18 protein-coding genes and 1 pseudogene are annotated in these 19349 nt (G+C 61.7%); 5 read left to right on the top strand and 14 right to left on the bottom strand.

Features of this window, described 5'->3' with window-relative positions; translation table 11 throughout:
- Positions 1 to 119 precede the first annotated feature (119 nt).
- Positions 120 to 614, top strand: a complete 495-nt coding sequence (locus tag A7X77_RS27000) for an Lrp/AsnC family transcriptional regulator (RefSeq protein WP_064685914.1) — start codon at positions 120 to 122, stop codon at positions 612 to 614.
- Positions 615 to 682: 68 nt separating this feature from the next.
- Positions 683 to 2335, top strand: a complete 1653-nt coding sequence (locus A7X77_RS26995) for an acyltransferase (RefSeq protein WP_064685913.1) — start codon at positions 683 to 685, stop codon at positions 2333 to 2335.
- On the opposite strand, the gene A7X77_RS26990 is transcribed toward A7X77_RS26995, so the two are convergent.
- Positions 2336 to 3223: a LysR substrate-binding domain-containing protein gene (locus tag A7X77_RS26990; protein ID WP_064685912.1), complete on the bottom strand. Its 888-nt coding sequence runs from the start codon at positions 3221 to 3223 to the stop codon at positions 2336 to 2338.
- A 111-nt stretch (positions 3224 to 3334) separates the two neighbouring features.
- Between A7X77_RS26990 and A7X77_RS26985 the strand changes: the two genes are divergently transcribed.
- Genes A7X77_RS26985 through A7X77_RS26975 form a run of 3 tightly spaced genes read left to right on the top strand, consistent with a single transcriptional unit; the run spans position 3335 to position 6988 of the window.
- Positions 3335 to 4588, top strand: a complete 1254-nt coding sequence (locus A7X77_RS26985; RefSeq protein ID WP_064685911.1) for an aromatic ring-hydroxylating oxygenase subunit alpha — start codon at positions 3335 to 3337, stop codon at positions 4586 to 4588.
- Positions 4578 to 5666, top strand: a complete 1089-nt coding sequence (locus A7X77_RS26980) for a hybrid-cluster NAD(P)-dependent oxidoreductase (RefSeq protein WP_064685910.1) — start codon at positions 4578 to 4580, stop codon at positions 5664 to 5666. The genes A7X77_RS26985 and A7X77_RS26980 overlap by 11 nt, the downstream gene beginning before the upstream one ends.
- A 41-nt stretch (positions 5667 to 5707) precedes the next feature.
- A complete protein-coding gene (locus tag A7X77_RS26975) occupies positions 5708 to 6988 on the top strand; it encodes a M24 family metallopeptidase (protein WP_064685909.1) in 1281 nt (426 codons plus the stop codon).
- Positions 6989 to 6991: 3 nt separating this feature from the next.
- Here A7X77_RS26975 and A7X77_RS26970 read toward each other — a convergent pair whose 3' ends face one another.
- From A7X77_RS26970 to A7X77_RS33225, 13 genes and pseudogenes are all read right to left on the bottom strand, one after another.
- Positions 6992 to 8005 (bottom strand): GlxA family transcriptional regulator, encoded by a 1014-nt coding sequence (locus A7X77_RS26970; RefSeq protein ID WP_064685908.1) that lies wholly within the window; start codon positions 8003 to 8005, stop codon positions 6992 to 6994.
- 29 nt (positions 8006 to 8034) lie between these two features.
- Positions 8035 to 9033, bottom strand: coding sequence for a 4-hydroxyproline epimerase (locus tag A7X77_RS26965; protein ID WP_064685907.1), 999 nt, complete (start codon positions 9031 to 9033; stop codon positions 8035 to 8037).
- Positions 9034 to 9049: 16 nt separating this feature from the next.
- Positions 9050 to 9901, bottom strand: a complete 852-nt coding sequence (locus A7X77_RS26960) for an ABC transporter permease (protein WP_064685906.1) — start codon at positions 9899 to 9901, stop codon at positions 9050 to 9052.
- The gene (locus A7X77_RS26955; RefSeq protein WP_064685905.1) at positions 9898 to 10746 is read right to left on the bottom strand and encodes an ABC transporter permease; all 849 of its coding nucleotides are present in this window, start codon (positions 10744 to 10746) and stop codon (positions 9898 to 9900) included. The genes A7X77_RS26960 and A7X77_RS26955 overlap by 4 nt, the downstream gene beginning before the upstream one ends.
- Before the next feature lie 21 nt (positions 10747 to 10767).
- Positions 10768 to 11859 carry a quaternary amine ABC transporter ATP-binding protein gene (locus A7X77_RS26950; RefSeq protein ID WP_064685904.1) on the bottom strand — a complete coding sequence of 364 codons (1092 nt, stop codon included), beginning with the start codon at positions 11857 to 11859 and terminating at the stop codon, positions 10768 to 10770.
- Between the two features lie 87 nt (positions 11860 to 11946).
- Positions 11947 to 12798, bottom strand: a complete 852-nt coding sequence (locus A7X77_RS26945) for a glycine betaine ABC transporter substrate-binding protein (protein ID WP_064685903.1) — start codon at positions 12796 to 12798, stop codon at positions 11947 to 11949.
- Between the two features lie 72 nt (positions 12799 to 12870).
- Positions 12871 to 14217, bottom strand: coding sequence for an NAD(P)/FAD-dependent oxidoreductase (locus A7X77_RS26940; RefSeq protein WP_064685902.1), 1347 nt, complete (start codon positions 14215 to 14217; stop codon positions 12871 to 12873).
- Entirely contained in the window at positions 14214 to 15731 is a 1518-nt protein-coding gene (locus A7X77_RS26935; protein WP_064685901.1) for an aldehyde dehydrogenase, read from the bottom strand. The genes A7X77_RS26940 and A7X77_RS26935 overlap by 4 nt, the downstream gene beginning before the upstream one ends.
- Complete coding sequence (locus tag A7X77_RS26930; protein WP_064685900.1) at positions 15724 to 16635, bottom strand: dihydrodipicolinate synthase family protein; 912 nt, start codon at positions 16633 to 16635, stop codon at positions 15724 to 15726. The genes A7X77_RS26935 and A7X77_RS26930 overlap by 8 nt, the downstream gene beginning before the upstream one ends.
- Complete coding sequence (locus tag A7X77_RS26925) at positions 16632 to 17348, bottom strand: GntR family transcriptional regulator (RefSeq protein ID WP_064685899.1); 717 nt, start codon at positions 17346 to 17348, stop codon at positions 16632 to 16634. Before A7X77_RS26925 ends, A7X77_RS26930 begins: the two co-directional genes overlap by 4 nt.
- Before the next feature lie 404 nt (positions 17349 to 17752).
- On the bottom strand, positions 17753 to 18325 hold the full coding sequence (gene gfa / locus A7X77_RS26920; protein WP_064685898.1) for an S-(hydroxymethyl)glutathione synthase: 573 nt from the start codon (positions 18323 to 18325) through the stop codon (positions 17753 to 17755).
- Between the two features lie 55 nt (positions 18326 to 18380).
- The gene (fghA, locus tag A7X77_RS26915; RefSeq protein WP_064685897.1) at positions 18381 to 19217 is read right to left on the bottom strand and encodes an S-formylglutathione hydrolase; all 837 of its coding nucleotides are present in this window, start codon (positions 19215 to 19217) and stop codon (positions 18381 to 18383) included.
- A gap of 3 nt (positions 19218 to 19220) precedes the next feature.
- Positions 19221 to 19349: pseudogene (locus A7X77_RS33225) on the bottom strand (S-(hydroxymethyl)glutathione dehydrogenase); the annotation flags it as partial.

The raw sequence follows: 19349 nt of genomic DNA, 5'->3' as shown, positions 1-19349 counted from the left end.
GGTTGGACGCGTTCCTCCATTGCCGGCACATAACCTATCACAGGCACAAATCGCGATCTTACTTGATTTTGGCCATTCTCAGGCTGTATGAACTTATTAATTCGTTCACGAGAGTTCAGATGGCTGCAGAAACCGATTTCTTTAGTGAATTAGACCAATTCGACAGAAAGATCCTCGCCGCGCTCGCCGAGGACGGCAGGCTATCGATCACCGATCTCGCCGCGCGGGTCGGATTGTCGAAGACGCCGTGCCAGATTCGCTTCAAGCGGCTGATCAGCGACGGTTATATCGAAGGCTTCAAGGCCGTCCTCAATCCATCGAAAATGCAGCTCGACCACATCGCCTTTGTCGAGGTGAAGCTTTCCGACACGCGCGAGGATGCGCTGAAAAGCTTCAACGAGGCCATCAAGAAAATCCGGGAAGTCGAAGAGTGCCACATGATCGCCGGCCGGTTCGACTATCTCCTGAAGATCCGCACCCGCGACATCGGCCGCTACCGCCGCGTCCTCGGCGAACGCATCTCGACGCTGCCCCATGTTGCCAACACCTCGACCAACGTCGCGATGGAGACGATCAAGGAAGGCTGGGACAAGTTCGACTCGAGTCTTTCGTGAAGGAAGACGGCTGCCGACAGTCCTGCTAAACCGATATTCGGCGGCTGAATCTGAGAACGAGGATCAAGATGGACCAAGCCAACAGCGCTCCGTTATCGGCAACCGAACAAAGGGAAGCACGCCGGCTTAGATTTCTTCCCTGGGAGCGCGCAGCAGTGGATCTCGATCATCCCGCTCATCTCGCCCGCAAGGCAGAACTCCGCCGAGCATGTGGTGCCGAATTGGCCGAGACTTCCTACATCGCCGAAGATGCTGCGATCTTCACCGAGAGCCTGGCGGTGGGCGAACGATCCTGGATTGCGGGGCATGCGCTGGTGCGGGGCGATGTGATCCTCGGTGAGGATTGCTCGATCAATCCCTATGCCTGCGTTTCCGGCAAGGTGACGTGCGGCAATGGGGTCAGGATTGCCTCGCATGCCTCGATCGTCGGCTTCAATCACGGATTCGACGATCCCGATCGGCCCATCCATCGCCAGGGCGTCGTCAGCATTGGCATTGTGATCGGCGACGATGTCTGGATCGGCGCCAATTGCGTGATCCTCGATGGCGTCACGATCGGCAACGGCGCCGTCATTGCGGCCGGGGCGGTCGTCACGCAAGATATTCCTGCGCTTGCGATTGCCGGCGGCGTACCGGCAAAGGTGCTGCGGAGCCGGGGCGCACCGGCGAGGAAATCCGGGATAGGAGAGATCGAGGATCGGCTGGTCAGGCTTGGGCAGAAGGCGAGAGAGCAATGGCCTGATATCCTTGCGCGCTGGAAAGCACCTGACGGCTATGAATCGCTGGAAGCCGACGGGATCAGGCGGCCGGCGATCCGGCATCTCTGCGATGCCATCGAGATCGCTGCCGGCTTCGGGCATCTGCCGCCCGGGCTCGATCCGTCGCAGACCGTCGAGCGTCTTCAGGGTCTTCAAGATCGGGAGACCGGCCTTTTCCCGGAAGCGCATTCACGTTTGCAGGACCGGGCGTTAAGAGAAGATCCGAAGGCGCTCTACAATGTGCTTTCGGTCGGCTATGTGCTCGAGCTGCTCGGCTCCGGGCCACGGCACCCGATCCAGGCGGTTCAGATCAATGCACAGGAGCTGGAGCAATGGCTGAGCGCCCTGCCCTGGTCGAGCCGGGCATGGTACTCCGGCAGCGTCGTCGATGCCATCGGAACCGCGATGTATTTCAACGCAAGGTATTTCGGTATCAAAGGACCGCGGCAGGCGCTCTTCGAGTGGCTGAGCCGCAATGCCAACAGCGTCTCCGGCCTCTGGGGCGAGCCGACGGCACTGGAGGGATGGCTCCAGCCGGTGAACGGATTTTATCGCCTGACGCGCGGCACCTACGCGCAGTTCGGCATGCCGCTTCCGCACTCGCACGCCTCGCTCGAAACGGTTCATCTCAATTACCACAACCACAAGGGCTTCGTTGCCGAGAAATACAATGCCTGCAACCTGCTCGATACGATCCATCCGCTCACGCTGATCGCCCGACAGACCGATTACCGGCGCACCGATGGCGAGGCGATCGCCCGCAGGCTCATCTCGCGAGCGCTCAACAGATGGCGGGATGGCGAAGGTTTCCCATTCGCCGACGGCGGCGAGCCGAGCCTGCAGGGAACGGAAATGTGGCTTTCGGTCATTCACCTGGCGGCCGACTTCCTCGGCCTGGCGGATCAGTTCGCCTTCGTCCCGAAGGGCGTACATCGAACGGCGATCCCAGGCCTCGGCCTCTGATCAACCGTGCAACGATGCCGTCAGCCAGGCGGCGGCGAGATCGCGCGCATTGCTGCGCTTGGCTTTGATCGGCACGATCACGTTGTAGCGGCCTTCGGCGGCAAGTTCGGTTTCCGAGACGGGCACCAGGGTTCCGTCCTCCAGGAAGGTGCCGATCAGCATGCGCCAACCAAGAGCGATCCCCTGCCCCGCGCGCGCAGCCCCGATGCTTTCGGTGTAATGGTTGAAGCGAAGCGACGGCTTGATCTCGACATCGCCGCCGGTCAGCGACACCCATTGCGCCCAGCCATACCAGGAGCGATCGAGAACATCCGTTTCGATGAATTCGTCGGCGGGGCCGAGCGGGCCACTTCCCCGGCGTCGGAGGTGGTCGGGAGAGCAGACGGGGCAGACGACGTCGCCGCGCGAGGCGATGACGGTTCCATCGCTGAAGGGCGGCACGCCGTATCGGATCGCCACGTCGATCTCCCCGTCGTCCAGAGTGATCGGGTTATCCTGGGATATCACCCGCACCAGAATGCCGGGATTGGCCCGGCGGAATTCGGCCAGCCGCGGCAGCAGCCAGAAAGAAGAGAACGCGACGGTCGCGCCGATCGTCACCACGTCCTGGCTGCGCGACTGGATTGCTTCCACGCTCTCGGCGATATCGGCGAAACTCTTCGCCAGTGTCGCGCCGAGGCTGACGCAGGCCGGCGTCGGCTCGATCGCCCGGTGCTTGCGCAGGAACAGCGGCTGGTCGAGCTCCTCCTCCAGCGATGCAATCTGCCGGCTGACGGCCGCCTGAGTGACGCCGAGCTCTGTCGCCGCCAGGGTGAAACTCTTCCTGCGCAACACCGCTTCCAGCGTCACCAGCGCCGTCAGTGACGGCAGCCGTCTTCGAAATTGCATCACGAGACTCCTATTCGCATGACAAAAACTTATGCGAAGCTGATTTTTTATGCCGTTGAAAGCCCTGCGCTGCGAGAGCAATCTGGGGAAACTATCACATAAGGAGTTCTCATGCTAAACAGGCTTCCTTCTTCCATTTCGGCGCTTCTCGACTCCCGCCCGGACGGCCATTCGCTGCCGGCCGGGCTCTACATCCGCGAAGACGTGTTCGAAGCGGACATCGATGTCTTCTTCCACAAGCACTGGATCTGCGTCGGCCTCGACTGCGATGTTCCGGAGCCCGGCGACGCCACCGTCGTCGACATCGGCAAGACAAGCCTGATCCTCCTGCGCGACGACGACGGCGAAATCCGCGTGCTGCACAATGTCTGCCGCCATCGCGGCTCCCGTCTTCTCAACCCGGGCAAGACGATCGTTTCGAAGCTCGTCTGTCCCTATCACACCTGGACCTATGAGCTGACGGGCGAGCTTAGCTATGCCCCCCATATGGGCAAGGATTTCGACAAGGACTGTCACGGTCTGAAGCCGGTTACCTTCAAATCAATCGGCGGCTTGATTTACGTCTGCCTGTCCGACAATCCGCCCGAGGACATTTCCGCTCTCGAGCAGGCGATGGTCGAGCGCCTCGCACCCTACGACATCCGCAATGCCAAGATCGCCCACCAGACCGACGTCATCGAGGACGGCAACTGGAAGCTGACGATGGAGAACAATCGCGAGTGCTATCATTGCTCCGCGAACCATCCAGAGCTCTGCGTCTCCTTCGTCGATCTCGACTTCGGCTTCGATCCCGAAACGCTGAGCCCCGAAGACTGCGAACAAGCCGAGGAGCATTTCCGGCTCTACGAGGAACGCACTCAGGCATGGGAAGCCGATGGCTTCCCATCCGCCGCCATCGAGCAGCTCGCCGACTGCGCCACGAACTTCCGCACGCAGCGGCTGATCATCGCCGGCGCCGGCGAATCTCAGACCCATGACGCCACCGCCGCCTCTTCCAAGCTCCTCGGGCAGATGACCCGCAAGGATCTCGGCGACACGCATCTCTGGGGCCATAACAGCTGGAACCATTTCATGGGCGACCATGCTGTCGTGGCGACCGTCATCCCGCTTTCGGCCGGCAAGACGCTGGTCAGGACCAAGTGGCTGGTCCACAAGGACGCCGTCGAAGGGGTCGATTACGACCTCGACAAGCTGACGGATGTCTGGGTCGCAACGACGGATCAGGACGCCGACCTCGTCGCCCGCTCCCATGCCGGCGCTCTCGATCCCGCCTATCAGCCGGGGCCCTATTCCCGCTTCTCCGAGACGAACCTCGACAAGTTCGCCACCTGGTACATCGACCGGATGCGCGCTCATGGGTATTGATCTGACATCCATGCGCCTAGGTCAGAGCGCGCAGCAGGTCTGGGATCCGGAGACTGACGAGACCCTCGTCTGTCTCGACGTCCATCAGGAGACGCATGACGTCAAAAGCTTCACGTTCGCGTCGCCCGAAGGCAAGCATTTCCACTTCGATGCCGGCCAGTACTTTCTGTTCGACTTCCCGATGGGTTCGGATGGCGAGGCGCGGTGCTACAGCATCTCGTCGTCGCCCCATCGAAGCAACACCTTTACGGTGACGGTCAAGCGCGTGCCCGGCGGCAGAATATCGAACTGGCTCCACGACCATATGGCACCAGGCATGACCGTCAAGGGTCAGGGACCGCTTGGTCATTTCATCCGGCCCAAGGGCGAGAAGATCAAGCTTCTGCTGCTCTCCGGAGGCTCGGGCATCACGCCTGTCATGTCGATCACACGTGACCTGGCGGACCGCTACGAAGCGTCGGACATCGTCTTCCTGCACGCAGCGAGAACGCCTGCCGATCTGATCTTTCGCCATGACCTTTCGGGGCTCGCAATGAGGATGAAGGGACTGCGTCTCCAGTTTCTTCCCGAGACGGTCGCCGGCGAATTATCATGGCCAGGGCTGACCGGCCGGATCTCGCCGGAATTCCTCAAGCTTGCCGTTCCCGACATCGCCGAACGTGTCGTCATGTGCTGCGGTCCCGCGCCGTTCATGGCAGCCGCTCGTTCGATCACGGCTGCTCTCGGCCTCCCGGCAGAAAACTATATCGAAGAGAGCTTCGACGCCGCGGTCATTGACGAACCAGGCCTCGACGTCGAAGCACAGCCGGCGACGAGGACTTTCCAGGTCGAATTTTCGAAACAGAACAAGACGTTGGAAGTCCCCGCAGACCAGACCGTGCTTTCAGCGGCAAAGAAAGGCAGCGTCCGCCTGCCCTCCTCCTGCTCGAACGGCGTCTGCGGGACCTGCAAGTCGAAGCTTGTCTCCGGCTCGGTGGAGATGGACCATAATGGCGGGATCCGCCAGCGGGAAATCGACGCCGGTTTCTTCCTGCCATGCTGCTCCAAGCCGCTCAGCGATCTCGTCATCGAGCGCTAAGCGCCGCCCACCCACCTCACGAACAGGAAGGATTGTCTCGAATGCTGCGAGACGAAAGCTGTTCCACCGAGCCGTCCGGCTCGACCGTCTTCAAGGACGAGAGAAAGCAGGCCTATCTCAACCCCGAGGGAGCCGACCGGCCGCTCATCAGCCCCGTGCCGGCCGCAACGCTCGACCGGGCGCGCCGCTACCGGCTGGAGCGGCTGCGCCTAAAGATGCGTGAATGGGATTGCGGTGCCCTGCTGCTCTACGATCCCGTCAACATCCGCTATGCTTTCGATTCCTCGAATATGAGCATCTGGACGATGCACAATCCGTCGCGCTACGCCCTGATCCTCGCCGACGGTCCGGCGATCCTCTTCGAATTCGAAGGCGCCGAACACGTCAATGAGGGACTGTCCGGCATCGACGAGGTCCGGCCAGCGAAGTCGTGGATATTCTTCACGGCGGGAAACCTCATGGAGCCGCGCATGAAAGCCTGGGCCGACGAGATCGCGGCCCTCGTCACCGGCAATGGCGGCAACAGGCGCTTGGCGGTGGACAGGCTCGAACCGTCAGGCGCTTTCGAACTCAGGGAACGCGGATTGACGCTGCTCGACGGCCAGGAACTGGCCGAGCGGGCTCGGTCGATCAAGAGCGCCGCGGAAATCGAGCTGATGCGGTGGACGATCCGCGTCTGCGAAGCAGGCATGGCGCGGATGTACGAGATTTCCGAGCCCGGCCGCACCGAGCGCGAGATCTGGGCCGAGCTTCACTTCGAAAATGCGCGCAGCGGCGGCGAATGGCTCGAAACCAAGCTCTTGACCGCGGGTCCGAGAACCAATCCCTGGTATCAGGAATGTTCGGATTACGTCATCAGGCGCGGCGAGATGATTTCCTTCGATACCGACATGATCGGCCCCTACGGCTATTGCGCGGATCTCTCGCGCTCATGGACGGCGGGCCGCGTCGCCATGAACGCCAACCAGAAGGAGCTTTACGCGGCGGCCAGGGATCAGATCGAGCACAATCTTTCGGTCATCAAGCCGGGAATGACCTTCGGCGAGTTCAACGAGTTGTCGTGGCGGATTCCGGAGAAATACCAGCCTTATCGCTATACGCTCGCCCTGCACGGAACCGGCATGGCGGATGAGTGGCCCGGTGTCCTGCTGCATCCGGATTTCGATCCCGATTTCAGCGGCATCATCGAGGAAGGTATGGTGCTCAATGTCGAAAGCCTGATCGCCGAGGCCGGCTCCGAAAGCATCAAACTGGAGACCCAGGCGCTGATCACGGCAAAGGGCGCCGAGCGGCTGGACAGCTTTCCCTGGGAAGAAATCTGAAACTCAGTGCGCTCTCGCAGCGGCCGCGCGATGCTGCGAGGGCGTCTGCCCGAATGTACGCTTGAACGTCCTCGTGAATTGCGAGGCGTTTTCGAAGCCGACATCCAGCGCGATCTCGATCAGCGGCGCCTTCGACTGGGCGAGGATCGATTTTGCCCGCTCCATGCGGACACGATTATAGGCCTTGGCGGGCGACATTCCCGTCTTCTCGATGAAGATCCTCTCCAGCTGCCGCCTGGAGAGCCCGACCATGGCGGCGAGTTTCTCGATCGGCATGCTGCCGTCGACGAACTGCTCCATGGTGATCATCGCCGCCTTGACGCGCGCATCGTCGTAATCGTCGTAGAGCGGACGCCGGGGCTGAATGTCCGCCGGAGCGCGAGCCTTCTCGATCTGCAGCACTTCAAGCGCGTTTCGTTCCGCATCGCGGCTGATGTATTTCCTGACCAGCAGGGCCGCCATATCGGCGCTGCTGCTGCCGCCGGCGCAGGATCCGCGCTGGCGATCGAGATTGAAAAGCCGGTCCGAGCGAACGCTGAGGTCGGGGAAGCGCTCGCGATACTCCTTGTAATGCAGCCAGCTGACGCAGGATTCATGCCGCTTCATCAGGCCCGCGGCGGCAAGAATGAACGTACCGGTGCAGACGCCGATCAGCGGCACCTTCTTGGCATCCGCCTGCTTGAGGAAGGTGATGGTCTGCTGATCGACGGGGTTTTCCACGCTCAGAAGGCCGCCGACGACGGCGATGTAGTCGAACCGGGTGGGGTCGACGAAATCCGACGTCGGAGCGACCTGGACGCCGCAGCTCGAGGTGATCAGATGCCGCGTGCTGCCGATCACCTGCCAATCGGCAAGCACTCGTCCGGAACGATCCTGCTCGTCGCTGGCAAGCCGCAGCGTGTCCACGAACAGCGCGAAGGCCGACAGCGTGAACGATCGCGACAGAACAAACCCGACCTTGAGCCGGGCAGCGGGTTTCGCGGCGCCGTCTGCCTGCCGATGCTGCCCAGGTCGCATTGTCATCTCATCACCGTTCCTGAATGCGCTCATCTGATCTGAAAACCGTGCGCTAGAGGGTCGCGATGGTCAACAAAAATGGTGTTGTGGCCGATGACCCTCGCCCAGCCGCCGATACTCGGCAGAATCCCGCGATAAGGTCCGATGTTTGCCTCGGCTTCCACCCGGCCCTCGAAGATGGTTCCGATCAGGCTTTCATGACGATAGCTCGATCCGACGGTAAGCCGTCCCTTGCCATGCAGCTGCGCCATGCGCGCGGATGTGCCGGTTCCGCCCGGCGAGCGATCTATCGCCTTCTCGCCGTAGAAGACCGCGCAGCGTCCGTCCGACACGTCGTTGATGGGACGATCGCACCAGATCGCGTGATGCACGCCCGAGATCCTGGCATCGTCGGGGTGAACGGGATTGCAGATGCCGGCAAGTGCCGCCCTGAGCCTCTGGCTGCAGGCGACGATGTCGGAGGCGCTCATGTCCTCGAGCCCGCTCCAGTTCTCCTGCGGCTCGACGACCGCATAATAGTTGCCGCCATAGGAAATATCGACGCGCAGACGGCCAATTCCGGGCACATCCACCTCGACATCACTCTCATGAAGGTAACTCGCGACATTGTGGAGACGAACGGAATCGACGTAGCCGTCCTTCTCCTCGTAAGTGACGTCGACCCTGCCCGCCGGCGTTTCGATGGCGACTCTTCCGGGCTCACGCGGCTTGACCAGCCCTTCCTCTATGGCGGCGGTCACGGTGCCGATTGTGCCGGCGCCGCACATCGGCAGACAGCCGCTCACCTCGATGAACAGCACGGCGAAATCGCAATCGTCCCGATAGGCCGGATAGATGATCGAGCCCGACATGATGTCATGGCCCCTCGGCTCGAACATCAGTGCCTTGCGAACCCAGTCATGGTCACGGAGGAATATCTCCCGGCGCTCGCTGATCGGCGCGTGCGGAAGCAACGGCCCGCCGCCGGCGACGAGACGAACAGGGTTACCGCAGGTATGCGCATCGATGCAGAAGAAGCTGTTTTTCATCCAATGATATCCTTGCTCACCTCGCCTTGGGCATCCCGCCGCGATCGAGCAGGCCGCGCGACAGCCGGTCGAGCAGAAGAGCGACCGCGACGATCGCAAGGCCGGCCCGGAGGCCAAGCCCCATCTCCATGCGCGTCAGGCCGCGCGTCACTTCCGCGCCGAGACCGCCTGCGCCGACGAGTCCGGCGAGCACCACCATCGCGAGCGACAGAAGGATGCACTGGTTGAGCCCGACGAGCAGCGTCTGCTTGGCGAGCGGGATCTCGATCTTCCAGAGGATCGAGCGAGGCGGTGCGCCGATGGCGCTGCCGAGCTCGATGAACACCTTCGGCACCTGGTTGAAGGCGAGCGTCGTCAGGCGCAGCATCGGTGGAATGCCATAGACGATGGTGGCGATGATGGCCGGCACCCGTCCGAGGCTGAAGATCATCACCGCCGGAATGAGATAGACCCATGGCGGCACGGTCTGCATCACGTCGAGGATCGGGCGAACCACGGCCTCCAGCGTCTTATAGCGCGAGCAGAGCACGCCGATCGGGAAGGCGATCAGCACGGAAATCATGACGGCGACGGTGACCAGCGCGAGCGTCTGCATCGATGCCGTCCACAGCCCGACAAGAAGGCAGAAACCGAGGCAAAGGCCGGCAAGGATGGCGGCGCGCAGGCTGACGGCGAAGAACGCCAGGACGACGACGATCGCGATCAGCGCAAAGGGAGGCACGAAGAGAAGCGCCGCCTCGATTGCCGAAAGGACTGCTTCGACGACAGTACTGATCGCCGCAAACAGCGGATGAAGGTTGGTGTTGAGCCAATCGACGGCCGGAGCCAGGAAAGCGCCCGGCGAAAATTGCAGGTCCGCAGGATTCATGACTTCCTCCCTGTTCCCAGGCGGGCAGCACTCTGGGTTATCCGGTCAATCACCATGGTCAGTACCACGATTGCAATTGCTGCATTGATCGAGGTCGCGATATCGAGCGTCCTGATCGCGCCATAGATCGTCTCTCCGAGCCCGCCGGAGCCGACGATGCCGGCGATGACCACCATGCCGAAGGCCATCATCAGGCTCTGGTTGATGCCTGCCATAATGCTCGGCAGCGCAAAGGGAAGACGGATCTTGAAGAACATCTTTGCCGGCGTCATCCCGAGCGCCTCTCCAAGTTCGATGAATTCCTTGGGCGTCATGCGGATACCAAGCGAGGTCAGCCGGATTGCCGGCGGCACCGCGACGATCACGGTCGCGATCAGCGCCGTCGCCGGCCCGTAGCCGAGCAGGGCAATCGCCGGCAGCAGGTAGATGTAGGGCGGAAGCGTCTGGATCAGATCGAGGCCCGGCTCCATGAAGCGATCGAGCGCGGTGAAGAAGCCGGCGGCGATACCGATCGGAATACCGATCGCCAGGGCGATCGCAGTCGCGGTCAGCACCAGGGCCAGAGTGCTCATCGTCTCCGGCCAGAGCCCCATCGAAAAACAAAGCGCCAGGGCGATGCCGCTGAGCAGCGCAAACCAGACATTGACCAGCCGCCAGCCGATCAGCGCCACGACCAGAGCGACGACGTAGAAGGGCGGAAGCTCCAGGAGCCAGAGGATCCCATCATAGAGACCTTCCAGAACCTGTCTGATATACTCGAAGAGAAACTCTCCATTGTCGCTCACCCATTCGAGCGCGGAGTCCGTCCATTCGTCGAAAACGTCAGTGAAGGCTGAAGTATCCATGTCAATCAGCTCCAGTTGGACTCACGCCACCGTGAGATCGTGGGCGGAGGTTCCCTTGACGCCCATCAGCAGGCTGCGCGGTGTAACCACGCCGACCACCTGATCATTATCCACAACGGCTATGGCGTCGCGGTCCGACTGCATCGTCAAAGAGATGAGCTCGTCGATGTCGGCGTCCGGCGTCGTGCGAGCCAGCGACGCGATATCCGAGTTCGGCACACTCTGCTGGAATTCGGCAACGCTGCGCATGACGGAATGCGCCTTGATCAGATGCAGGCGGGATATGCCGGCGACGAACTCGGCCACATAGGCGTCGGCCGGGTTGAGGATGATTTCTTCAGCCGTGCCGGTCTGGATGATGACGCCGTCCTTCATGATGGCGATGCGGTCGCCTATGCGGATCGCCTCGTCGAGATCATGGGTGATGAACACGGCGGATTTGCCGAGCGCTTTCGTCAGCTGGCGGAATTCATCCTGAAGCTGACGCCGGATCAGCGGATCGAGCGCGCTGAACGGCTCGTCCATCAGGATGATCTCGGGGTCGGAGGCGAGCGCGCGGGCAAGCCCGACGCGTTGCTGCATGCCGCCGGAAAGCTCATTGGGATAGCGGCTCACCCAGTCGGCGAGGCCGACTTTTTCGAGGGCGGCGGCGGCGGTCTTGTTTCGCTCCCCCTTTGCAATTCCCTGGACCTCGAGGCCGAAGGCCGCATTTTCCAGGACGGTGCGATGCGGCAGGAGAGCGACGCTCTGAAACACCATGCCGATGTTCTTGGCGCGCATCTGCCGGAGATCGACGGGCGACAGGCTGGCAAGGTCGCGCCCCTTGACGAGAACCTTGCCGGAGCTCGGCGTGATTAGCTTGTTGAGGAGGCGGATGAGCGTCGATTTTCCGCTTCCCGAAAGTCCCATGATGCAGAAGATTTCGCCGCGCCGGACCTCGATGCTCGCATCGGAGACGCCGACGACGCAGTTGAATTCCTGCAAAACCTCTTTCTTGCCGAGGCCGCGCTCCTTGATCGACTTCATCGCCGCAGCGGACTTGCCCCCGAAAACTTTCCAGAGGGACTGACAGTCGATCAGGACATCCTTGGCATCGATATTGGCGGCTTTCATAGCGATCCCCTTTGAGCCAATGGCGCTGGCTTTTTTTCGCTGAGCTTCAGGGTGGCCGCCCGATGGAGCGGACGGCCACGACACGTCTTAGTTCTTCTTGATGTTCTCCCAGCGCTTGATCAGGTCGGCATGGGCGCCGATCCAATCCTGCACAGCCTGGTCCATGGTCTTGCCGTCCTTGACTGCACCGTTGATGGTGGTGATGTCGGCGATCGGCACGTAGACGCTGGCCATGACTTCGCGGGCATGCGGGTATTCTTCGGAGAAGCCCTTATGGCCGATCCAGTAATAGGTCTGCGGCGGCGGGAATACGCCCTTCGGATCCTTGAGGTACTTGACCTCGTACTTCTGGACCATCCACGACGGCTCCCAGATCGTCACGGCGATCCATTCCTGGCGATCGTAGGCGGATTTCAGCGCCGCCGTCATTGCGGCCGTGCTGCCCTCGACGAGCTGGAGCTTCAAACCGTAGTCCTTGACGGCATTCGCCGTATCGCGCATCAGGCCGGCGCCCGGCTCGATGCCGATGATCTTGCCGCCGAACTTGTCGGCGTTTTCATTGAGCTGTTCCAGCGAGTCGATCGGGACATATTTGGGAACGGCGACGCCCTGGTAGAGGCCGTGCGAAACCGGCGAAATCTTTTCGAGACGGTTCTTGTTCTTGTCCCAGTAATCCTGCGCGACATAATCCGTCTGCGAGGTGAGAGCCTGGATGTCACCCTTGGCGAGAGCGGCATAGGCGATGCCCCATTCGGAGAACTCGGTCACCTTCACCGTGTAGCCGGCATCTTCGAGAACCTTCTTGGTGATGCCGGTGATGGGCGTCAGGTCTTCCCACGCCATCGTGCCCAGATTGATCGTCTTTTCTTCCGCGCGGGCCGGCAGGACGCTGATCCCGATCAGCGCGGCAGCGCAAAGCGCCTTCCACAAATTTTTCATTGTTGTTACTCCTGTTTTGCGTTCCCTTTGAAGTCTGCGAACGGGCAGCTTCATATTGCGTGACCCGAGGGATCATCCCTCGCGGCCTGCACGCAATTCCTGAAAGCGGATGACCGAGTTGACGCCGAGCCATGCGATGGGCTCTGGCGGCAGTCTGGTCGGTTCCGGCTGGTTCTTGAATTTGTTGAGCTCGGGGCTGCCGGCGCCCGATGCCAGGTCGGCCGCCATCATTCCCGCAAGCGTGCTCTTGACGGTGCCGAGACCGTTTTCACAGCAGGCGGAAAACAGCCCTTCTTCGACCTCACCAAAGGCCGGCACATGGTTGCGGCTGAGGCAGAGCGCGCCCGCCCAGCTATATTCCATCGGCAGGCGCTCCATTCCGGGGAACCGGGCGTCGAACGATCGGCGCTGTTCGGCGGCGATACCGGCGACGCGCTTTTCCGACACTTTGAGGCCCGGGTCATAGGTGAACCGCGTCCTGACGACGATCCTAGAACGACCGTCGGTGGTGATCTTGCGCACCGTCGCGCCCATCGGATCGGCCGGCAGCAAGGCCCAGCGATCGACGCCGGTGACATCGCCGCCGAATTCGTTCTGGGAAAAGGCCGCCGTCATCGAGGCGTAGGTGAAGATATGCATCAGCCGGCCGCGGAAATGGCCGAAGCTTTGAATATGGCCGTTCACGCCCAGAATGACCTTCGGCGCGGAAACGGAGCCGCGTGCGGTCTTCGCCTTCCAGGTCCGGCCTTCGCACGAAAGCTCCAGCACCGGCGAGTGCTCGTGGATGGCGACCTTCGAGGAAAGGCCGCGCGCCAGGCCGCGAATATAGTCGGCGGGCTGGATCATCACCGCGCCCGGCGTATAGAGCCCGCCGCGATAATAGCGCGAGCCCGTCATCTCCCGCATCTGGTCGGCGTCGAGAACGCGATGTTCCTCGCCGATCTTCTCCAGCGACTTCCTGTAGTTGTCGTTGAGCCCGAGCCCGCGCTCGGATGCGGCCGCATTCACCTTGCCCGAGGGATCGAAGGTTTCCCTCGAGAGGCCGTATTCGGCCGCGACATCCGATGCGAAGGAGATCGCCAGACGGTTCTGCCGGATCTCATCCTTGGTCGCCTCTTCATCGGACACCGAATACTCGCCCGAGGACAGGTTGTGCGGCACGTCGATCATGAAGCCGGAATTCCTGCCGGCCGGGCCCTTGGCGAGTTCGCGCGCCTCCAGGATGACGATCTTGTCCTGAGGGCGCGACTGCGAGAGACGGCGGGCCGCCGACAGGCCGGCAAATCCGCCGCCGATGATCAGCCAGTCGGCGGTGATGTCGTGTTCAAGCGCCGTCACGGGAAAGGCGCGCTCGCTGGTCGCCTCCCACCCCGAGACACCGGTATCCGTCGGCAGGTGCTTGATCACATGACGGCTCATCGGATCGTCTCGTCGACCGAGCGTTCGGATACGTCGATCCAGATGGTCTTCAGTTCACAATAATTGTCGTGGGCGAAGATCGACTTGTCGCGGCCGCCGAAGCCGGACTCCTTGTAGCCGCCGAACGGCGTGCTCGCATCGCCCTCGCCGAAGCAGTTGACGGTGACCAGACCCGCACGGATATCCCGCGACACCCGGATCGCATTGCGCAGGCTGCCCGTGTAGACCGACGCGGTCAGGCCGTAATTGGTGTCGTTGGCGAGAGCCACGGCTTCGGAGAGGGTCTCGAATGTCGTTACCGACAGGATCGGCCCGAAAATCTCTTCCTTGAACAGGCGGCTGGCAGGTGTCACGCCGTCAACGACCGTGGGTTCGATGAAGACGCCGTCCTGGGTTTGCCCGCCGAAGGCCAGCGAAAGCTTCTCGCTCTTCACGTCGTCGAGGAACGACCTCACCTTTTCGAAATGGCTCTTGCTGACGAGCGCGCCGATGCGGTTTTCCGGATCGAGCGGATCGCCGGTCTTCCACTCGCGCATATAGGCGCCGATCCGCTTGAGGAGTTCGTCCTTGATGCTGGCGTGAACGATGAGGCGCGAGGATGCGCTGCAGTTTTCGCCCATATTCCAGAAGGCGCCGTTGACCACCTGCTCGGCGACGAGATCGAGGTCTTCGGCGTCGTCAAGCACGACGGCCGGGTTCTTGCCGCCGCATTCGAGCACCACCTTCTTGAGGTTGGAATCGGCAGAGTAGTGGAGGAAGCGACGGCCGGTGGGGGTCGATCCGGTAAAGGCGACCATGTCGACGTCCATATGCAAGCCGAGCGGTTCGCCGACATCCTTGCCGCTGCCGGTGACGACGTTGAAAACGCCCGCCGGGATACCGGCCTCGAGCGCCAGTTCAGCGACACGCAGCGTCGTCAGCGTGGTTTCCTGAGCGGGCTTGACGATCACCGAGCAGCCAGCGGCGAGTGCCGGTGCGATTTTCCAGGCAAGCATCAGCAGCGGGAAGTTCCATGGCAGGACGCAGGCGACCACGCCGATAGGCTCACGAACGACCATCGCCAGCGCATTGGGGCCGACGGAATTGGTGTTGTCGTACAGCTTGTCGATCAGCTCGGCATGCCAGCGGATCGTGTGGATCGTGTCGGGGACATCCACGGTCTGGCACTCGCGGACCGGCTTGCCGCTGTCGAGGCTTTCCATGACGGCAAGCTCGTGGCGGTTGCGCTCCAGCAGCTTTGCGAACTTGAGCAGCGTTTCCTTGCGCGCGCCAGGCGTCAGCTGACGCCAGCGGCCATCGTCGAAGGCTTCGCGGGCCTTGGCGACGGCATAGTCGACGTCGCTTGTATCACAGGCGGCGATTTCGGCGAGGAGTTCGCCGGTCGCGGGATTGGTGGACTTGAAGGTCTTGCCCGACTTCGCCGGACGGTACGCGCCGTCGATGAAGGCATTGGTGGGCACATGGAGTTCTTGGGCGAGTGCCTTGTATTCGGCGGCGGTCAAAGGTTCATGCATGGTTGGCTCCCGACGTGATCTGGGCGACCGTGCGCTTCAAAGTGGCGACGACAGTCTCAAGGGTTCTTTTCTCTTCGGAGGTCATACCGCGCAGCGGCGCGCGGACCGGGCCGGCCCTCAGGCCAATGATCTCGCAGCCGTGCTTGATCGACTGGACGAACTTACCGCATTCGAGGAAATCCATCAGCGGCAGCATCGCGCTCATGATCGCCCGGCCCTTGTCGAAATTCTTTTCGATGACGCAGGCTTCGTAAAGGGCGACATGCTCGCGCGGCAGGAAGTTGGAGCCGGCGCAGACCCAGCTCTTCGCACCCCAGGCGAAGAATTCGAGCGCCTGGTCGTCCCAGCCGCAGGACAGCGAAATATGCGGAAACTTCCGGGCGAGCCGGTGAAGGTTGCCCATGTCGCCCGAGCTTTCCTTGATGGCGACGACGTTCTTCGACTTGCCGACACGGGAGAAATATTCCTCGCCCATCACCACGCCCATGCGGGCGGGGTAGTTATAGAGCATGATCGGCAGGTTCGCGGCGCGGTCGACGGTCAGGGCATGAACGGCGTTTTCGCGTTCGGTCGGCAGCGCATAGGGCGGCGACGACACCAGGATCGCGTCCGCGCCGATTTCCTTTGCCGATTTTGCGTATTCGACCGAATCTTCGGTACGCGTGGCGCCGGTGCCGATAATGAGCGGCAGCCGCGTCCCGATGACTTCCTTGGCGTAGGCTGCGAGTTCGTACCGTTCCTGGCTGCTCTGGGCGTAGTATTCGCCCGTCGAGCCGCCGACGATGATGCCGTGGACGCCCGCTTCGATCAGCGACTCGAGCACGGCGGAAAACCCGGCCCGGTCAATCTGTCCATTCTTGTCGAGCGGCGTCACCGCCGGTGTATAAATCCCCTCAAATTTCACGATGACTTCTCCAATAATTGCGTGGCCGGACCGCCGACGAAGGCGTCCGCCTTGAGGCCTTGCGGAGCGATGAACATCTCCATGTTCTCGCGGGACAATTCCCAGTGTTCGAAAACGAGATCGACGACGGCATCCTCATCGTGAGCGCCGAGCGCTGCGATGAAGCTGTCGTGATGCTCGACGGCCAGCCGAAGCCGCCGCCGCATGTCCTCGTTTCTCGGCCGGAAAAACGTGTGGCCGATGCGCGCGTGGTCGATGAGCAGCCGGCCGAGGCTCGGCTGCATGTAGACGTTGCCCGACATCTCGCCGAAGATTTCGTGAAATCGATTGTTCTCCAGCACCATTGCCAGCGGGTCCATCGTCTCGCTGGCGGCGCGAAATCGTTCCTGCGTCTGCTTCAGGTCGGAAAGCTGGGCGGGCTTGAAGTTCTGCACCGCGAGACGGCCGATCGCCGCATAGATCATCGGCGCAACGAGAAAGAAATTCCGCAGCGTGGAGTGGTTCATCGGAATGACCCGCGCACCCCTGTTTTCGCGAATATCGATATAGCCCTCGCCGGCAAGGCGACGGAATATGTCTCGCACCGGCGTGCGCGACAGCCCGTACTTCTCGCTCAGACTGACCTCGTCCAGATCAGCGTCCGGATCCAGCTCCATCGTCAGAATCTGGCGTTTCAGGTCTTCGTAGAGATTGCTCTTGGGTGTCTTCGCCATCGTCGATCTCCGGCCGCTTGTTGCTCTACGCCGGGGAAAATGACACGCCCTTCAGGAGGAGTCAATAATTGTGTACTCTATGTACACATTAATAATTCGATGATTACACAATCGGCGATGTATGGGCTTGAGCGCCAACGATGACCGGTGTCCCCAGGGACGAAGACCTTTTCCCCGATGGACGCTTGATGCCGCTGCGGAAGTGACGGACACGACAAAAGCTCCGCCGGAGGCAGCCTCCGCGGAGTTCGTCTCATGCGTTGTCGTGGCAGGTCGGTGGGCTTGGTTCCGGCCGAGATCGATCACCGGACCTCAAGAGCCGCGAGCGCCGGCCATCGCTGGAGGTTCCGACATGCGGATGGCGGCGGCATTCGGGGAGCACCTGTTGGGCGCCCCCCGAAGAATTACGCGGCCAGGACGCCGCTCTTCTTGGCGGTCCAGGTCGCGATATAGTCCATCAGGCCGGGCGAGAGGCAATCATAGGGCTCGAGGCCCGACGCTTTCAGCTGGGACCGGACGGCGTCCATCTTCGAAGGATCGAAGCCGCTTTCGATGATCGACGACACGAAGGCCGCAAAAGTCGGCTTTGCCCAGCCGCCCTCCTGGAAGCGCTCCGGATGGACGAAGGACAATCCCTGGAATGGGTGTTCGCGCTCGACCGGCCCGTACATATGCACGCCGCATTGCTTGCACGCATGCCGCTGGATCAGGGCGGCGGAATCGACGACGGCGAGCTTGTCGCCGTTTTCCAGCACCTCGACGTTTTCGGTCGGCGCTACAGCCACGACCGAAAAGACGGCACCTTTCGGCTTCCAGCACTTTGTGCAGCCGCAGGCGTGATTGTGGGCGATATCGCCCTTGATCCTGACCTTCACGGGATTGCTCGCGCACTTGCACACCAGCGTCCCGCCTGTGAAAGCAGCGTCAGTCGCTCGAAAGCCTGAATCCACTGCCGGATGTATGGCTATGCTGCTCATTGCTTCTCTCCTTCCCTCCCTGGCCGTTTGCGTTATGCCCAGCCAAGCCCTGCAATCATTTTTCGAGCTTCTGCGCGTGCCATCGCAGATGGTCTTCCATGAATGTCGAAATGAAAAAGTAGGAATGGCCGTAGCCTTCCTGCATGCGAAGCTTGAGGGGAATACCCGCCGCCTCGCAGGCTTGCCGGAGTTCGTTGGGACGCAGCCCATCCTCCAGGAATGAATCCGCCGTCCCCTGATCGACCAAGAATTCTGAGAACCGGTGCCCGTCCTCGATCAGCGAGCAGGCGTCATGGGCCCGCCAAGTCTTCTCATCCGGCCCCAGATATTTTCGGAATGCCGGTTTCGACCAGCCGGAAACCGAGGGATGACTGATCGGGGCGAAAGCCGAGCAGCTCCGGAACCGGCCCGGATTCTTGAGCGCAATGGTGATGGCGCCATGTCCGCCCATGGAATGACCGAAGATCCCCTGGCGGTCCATGTCGGCGGGAAATTCCGCGGCAAGCAGGCGCGGCAGCTCGTCGGTGATGTAGCTGTACATGCGATAATTCGCCGAAAACGGCGGCTCGGTGGCATCGACATAAAATCCGGCGCCCTTGCCGAACTGCCAATTGTCGGGCTCGTCAGGAACGTGATCGCCGCGGGGGCTGGTATCCGGGCAGACGACGATCAGCCCGAGTTCGGCGGCAAGCCGCCGATACTCGCCCTTGTCCATGACATTGGCATGCGTGCAGGTCAGGCCGGACAGATACCACAGAACCGGGCGTTTGCCCTCGGCCGCCTGCGGCGGCACGAACACCGCAAAGGTCATGTCGCAGTCACAGGCCTCGGAGCGATTGAAATAGACGCCCTGAGTGCCGCCGTAAGACTTGTCGATCGAGATGGTTTTCATGGCTTAGTAGACCACCACGCCGCGGATGCTTTCACCCTTGTGCATCATCTCGAAGCCCTTGTTGATGTCTTCGAGCGGCATCGTGTGGGTGATCATCGGGTCGATCTGGATCTTGCCCTGCATGTACCAGTC

Source organism: Rhizobium bangladeshense, assembly GCF_001662075.1.
GTDB classification, from domain to species: domain Bacteria; phylum Pseudomonadota; class Alphaproteobacteria; order Rhizobiales; family Rhizobiaceae; genus Rhizobium; species Rhizobium bangladeshense_B.
This window is presented reverse-complemented; position numbering and strand designations above follow the sequence as displayed.